Annotated in this window: 1 protein-coding gene; it reads right to left on the bottom strand. The window is 59.8% G+C overall.

Annotated elements, in window-relative coordinates; genetic code table 11:
- On the bottom strand, positions 1 to 388 hold a 388-nt coding region (locus AC0LWF_RS27860; RefSeq protein WP_474654704.1), incomplete at both ends, for a type 1 glutamine amidotransferase family protein.

Genomic DNA, 388 nt, shown 5'->3' with positions numbered 1-388 from the left:
GGTCAGCTTGGGCTGGCGTTCACCAATACGGCTGGCCAGTGGTACGCGCTGGCGTTCGTTGCTGGCACGGATACGTTCGACACAAAGCGCCTCTGCAATCTGTTCGACCAGTTCACTGCCGTGCTGCTGACTGATCAAGGCCAGAATACCGTCGAGCGCAGCCAGGCTGCCGCCACTGGTGAAACGGTCACGATCGTGCTCGTACAAGTGCTGGCTGGCAATGACTTTATGGAAGCGGTCCGCAAATTGCGGCTGTTCAGGCCAATGAATGGTGGCACGATAACCATCCAGCAGCCCGGCCTGGGCCAGCCACCAGGAACCACAGTCAATCCCGCCGAGCAAGTTTACACGCAACGCCAGTCGCGCCAGCGCACCATTCAGCGACACT

The sequence above is a fragment of the Paenibacillus sp. sgz302114 genome (genome assembly GCF_056120345.1).
The sequence above is the reverse complement of the archived record's forward strand: the minus strand, read 5'-3'. Positions and strand labels throughout refer to the sequence as shown.